This window comes from Methanobrevibacter filiformis (assembly GCF_001639265.1).
GTDB lineage: Archaea > Methanobacteriota > Methanobacteria > Methanobacteriales > Methanobacteriaceae > Methanacia > Methanacia filiformis.
Window position 1 is genome coordinate 1 of sequence record NZ_LWMT01000089.1, and the last position, 3755, is coordinate 3755.

A 3755-nucleotide genomic window follows, 5' to 3' on the forward strand; every position below is an offset into this window, starting at 1 on the left:
TTTACTAAAAAATAATCAACAAAGATAAATCACTTAAAACCCAATAAACTAAATAATAATCCTTATTTTAACTTAATATTACTTCATCATCATAATATAAGCCAATAAGTATCAATTAACTAATCAATGAATTATGGAAGATCTCCTTTAATAAATATACTCATTTAACATAATTCTGTTTCAGTAATAAAACGTATTTATTATAACACTGTTAATATGATTTATTATAACAATTGTTATAAATATATATCCCTACAAATGATGGGCAAGTTAAGAAGAAATTCTAATTGTTATACCTAATAATGTAATTTAATTAAAAGAAGCAAATATTTAAAAGCATGATTACTATTGTAGTATGGGTTTAAGATTAAACAGATTAAATTATTTAGAATAAATTATTGAATTGTATTTTTAAGAATAAAATAGTAATATGTTGTAAAAAAGTATTATTAATATTATTAATATTATTAATCTCTACTTCTCATTAAATTAATAACAATTTTTGTAATATTTTCAAGTTCTGAAACTGAACTGTACTCCTCACAGGAATGAGTATTGTTCATTGCTGTTGCTAGAACTAAACCATTTATTCCATGTTCTTCTATATTGTTGTTGTCACTGCCACCTAATGTTGAATGTAATGCTGGAGAAATATTTAATTCTGCACAAACATTCTGAAATCTTTTTACAACTGAATGATTTAGTGGTGTTTCATAAGCTTTTATATGGATCTTGTCTTTAGATATAAGTGTTGCTCCGTATTTTTTTGCAGTTTTAGAAAATACATCTATTGTTTCATTTACAAGATCAATAGCTTTAGAGTGTGTGTGACTTCTTATTTCTCCTTTAATTTCACAGGAATCTGGAACTATGTTTGGAGCTAATCCTCCTTGAATAAGTCCTATGTTAATTGTGGAGTCTTTATCAACACGACCCATCTTTAATTTAGTAATAGCTTCTGATACAATAGCTATTGTATGAATACTTTCATCACAAGTAAATCCTGTGTGACCTGACTTTCCTTTAATTGTAATGTTAAAGCTAATAAGTGTTGGTGCTTTGTATGCAGCTGATCCAACTTTTCCTGATAAATCAAGAGTGTATGATTCTTTTGATTTAAGTATTGAATAGTCAAATATCTTTGAACCAAGCCCATATATTTCTTCTGCTACAAAAAATAGTACTTCTATTGGACGGTGAGATAAATTATTTTCTTTAATTGTTGTAATAGCCTCAAGAATTGCTGAAATACCTGCTAAAGCATCTGCTCCCAGTACTGTAGTACCATCAGATGTAATGGATCCATCTTCATGAAAAATTGCCTGCTTCCCTAATGAAGGTTCTACTGCATCCATATGTGCAGAAAACATAAGAGGTTTTAGAGGTTCATCACCTTGTAAAAAACCATATAAATTTCCACAGTTTCCTCCAAGTTCTTCTCCTACATTATCTTCATATGTAGTAAATCCAATTTTTTTAAGGTGAGATGTGATATAATCACAAACAAGACGCTCTGAAAGAGAAGGGTTGTCTATTGAAACTAGTTCTGAAAATGTTTGTAGCAAACGTTCTGTATTCATTAATTATTCACCTGAAACTAAAATATTTGTAATAACTCATTATTTATTTTAATATATTTAAATAATTTGTCTTTTCTATTAATTATTAGTTGTTTTGTTAAAGTTTTAAGTTACTGATTTAACTGAGCTATAAACTATTAGTATAAACTATTTGGTTTACTTCTTTTATTACTTATAAAAATCTAACATTCCTTAATAGATATCTATTGATTATGGAGTCTCAACTCAATGAGTTTTCTGAGAATGAAAAGTAATAATATAATAAGATATATTTAATTGTATTGTTAAAAATATAAAAGTTTTATATATGAGTTACGATAATTATAATACATGAAGAAAGAAATCAGGGAAAAATTCAAAGTATTAGACAAAGACATCCAAATAAGAGAAAGTCAACGAGAATGGGCAATAACAATACTCCCTGATGGTATAAGAATAGACAACTTTCATGGATTAATGCACATACACCTCGAACTTGGTGGAAAAAAACACCCCACAATAGAAAACAAGCCAAAAATCAGAGAAATTGTTATAAGCCATATTGAAAAAAATAGTAAAATAATAAAAAAAGAACTAAGAGAGGAATTAAGATGATAGAAATTAAACTTAAAAGAAAAACCAATGGAGAAAAAATAATAAAAGAGTTAGAAGCAATATATGGGACTAAACAAAGACTTGAAAGAATAGTTGAAAGAAATCCTAAGGATGCGAAAGCTTATTATGATTTAGATGATTGGAACTATTACAAAGACCATCTTGATGAAGAAGTAACAGAAGAAGACGTTTTAATAAGAGATAAATTCTTATTTGACAAAGGAGAAATAGACATACTCAATTCAATAAAAGAAAACAATCCAAAAAACTTAACAGAATTAGCTAAACTCGTTGATAAAAATATAAGCAATATTTTATCAACTATAGATAAATTAGAAAAAGAAGGACTAATAAAAATAGAAGAAGGGAATAAAAACAGTAAAATACCAATCTTAACCTACGATGCGATAGAAATAGCAATATAAATCAATATAAATAGTTTTAATATATTGAAACAAACTTTTAAAAAAAGTTTGAACAAAAGCTATTTCCAAAAATAAACCAATTTATTATTAATCATAGATCATTTGAAAAGTAATGAAAAATAAATAAATTTATATAAATTTAATTTAAAAATAATATCATGATTAATTAAACAGTGCAAATTTCAGTGTTACTTATATTTTAATGTTAATTTATTAATTATTTTTAGTATTTAACAATAGACATAATTAGTTTTAATGATTCATATGCGTGTTGGTTGGGCAATAACTGGAGCAGGTCATCTTTTAGATGAAAGTGTTGAGATTTTAGAAAAAATAGCTAAGAATAATAAAGTTACAGTATTTTTATCTAATGCTGGTGAAGAAGTCTTAAAAATGTATGGACTCTATGAAAGAGTGACTGGTCTTACTGGAGGATATTATAATGAACTTGTTCTTGATAGTGATCAGAGATTTAGCTATCCTATTTCAGGTAGACTTTCTCTTGGAAAGTATGATTTACTTATAGTGTCTCCTGCTACTTCAAATACAGTTGCAAAGATAGTTCATGGAATTTCAGATACATTAATTACTAATTCAGTTGCTCAAGCAGGTAAGGGGAATGTTAAAACATTGATTGTTCCTGTGGATCTTGAATCAGGAGATGTTAAGACAATTTTACCTTCCAAACTTGAACTTGAAAGATGTGCTGATTGTGATGTTTGTATAGCTTCAAATAGTTGTGAACAAGGAGCAATAATACCTAAAATAGAAATTAATCTTTCAAAATGCATAGGGTGTGGAAAATGCAAAGATTATTGTCCATATAATGCAATTTCTGAAGGGAAAATAGTAACCATTCATATGAGAGAAGTAGATATTAAAAATTCTCATAAATTAGTTTTAATAGAAGGAATCGATGTTTTAAAGGATCCTAAAGAACTTTTAAGCTATTTTTAAATTTAATTAATTCTAATTATTTTATTGTATATTGTTTTACTGGGTATTGTTAATGATTTTTTATTACTTTTTATTGGCTGTGCAATGATTATTTTTTGTAAAAATAGATATCTAATTAAAATAAATTAAAATATTTGTAAGTCATTAATACATATTTTTTATAAAAAATAAATGTTTAAAATAGTTATAATTAATAAAT

General features: G+C 26.2%; 4 protein-coding genes. 3 read left to right on the top strand and 1 reads right to left on the bottom strand.

The annotated features are described in order from the left end of the window. Positions 1-467 precede the first annotated feature (467 nt). Entirely contained in the window at positions 468-1580 is a 1113-nt protein-coding gene (locus tag MBFIL_RS03145; protein WP_066971419.1) for a M20/M25/M40 family metallo-hydrolase, read from the bottom strand. Between the two features lie 330 nt (positions 1581-1910). On the opposite strand from MBFIL_RS03145, the gene MBFIL_RS03150 reads away from it, so the two are divergent. From MBFIL_RS03150 to MBFIL_RS03160, 3 genes are all read left to right on the top strand, one after another. Continuing rightward, positions 1911-2174 carry a hypothetical protein gene (locus MBFIL_RS03150; protein WP_066971422.1) on the top strand — a complete coding sequence of 88 codons (264 nt, stop codon included), beginning with the start codon at positions 1911-1913 and terminating at the stop codon, positions 2172-2174. Next, the gene (locus MBFIL_RS03155; protein WP_066971424.1) at positions 2171-2599 is read left to right on the top strand and encodes an HVO_A0114 family putative DNA-binding protein; all 429 of its coding nucleotides are present in this window, start codon (positions 2171-2173) and stop codon (positions 2597-2599) included. The genes MBFIL_RS03150 and MBFIL_RS03155 overlap by 4 nt, the downstream gene beginning before the upstream one ends. Before the next feature lie 264 nt (positions 2600-2863). After that, positions 2864-3556: a dihydromethanopterin reductase (acceptor) gene (locus tag MBFIL_RS03160; protein ID WP_066971426.1), complete on the top strand. Its 693-nt coding sequence runs from the start codon at positions 2864-2866 to the stop codon at positions 3554-3556. The last annotated feature ends 199 nt before the right edge of the window (positions 3557-3755 follow it).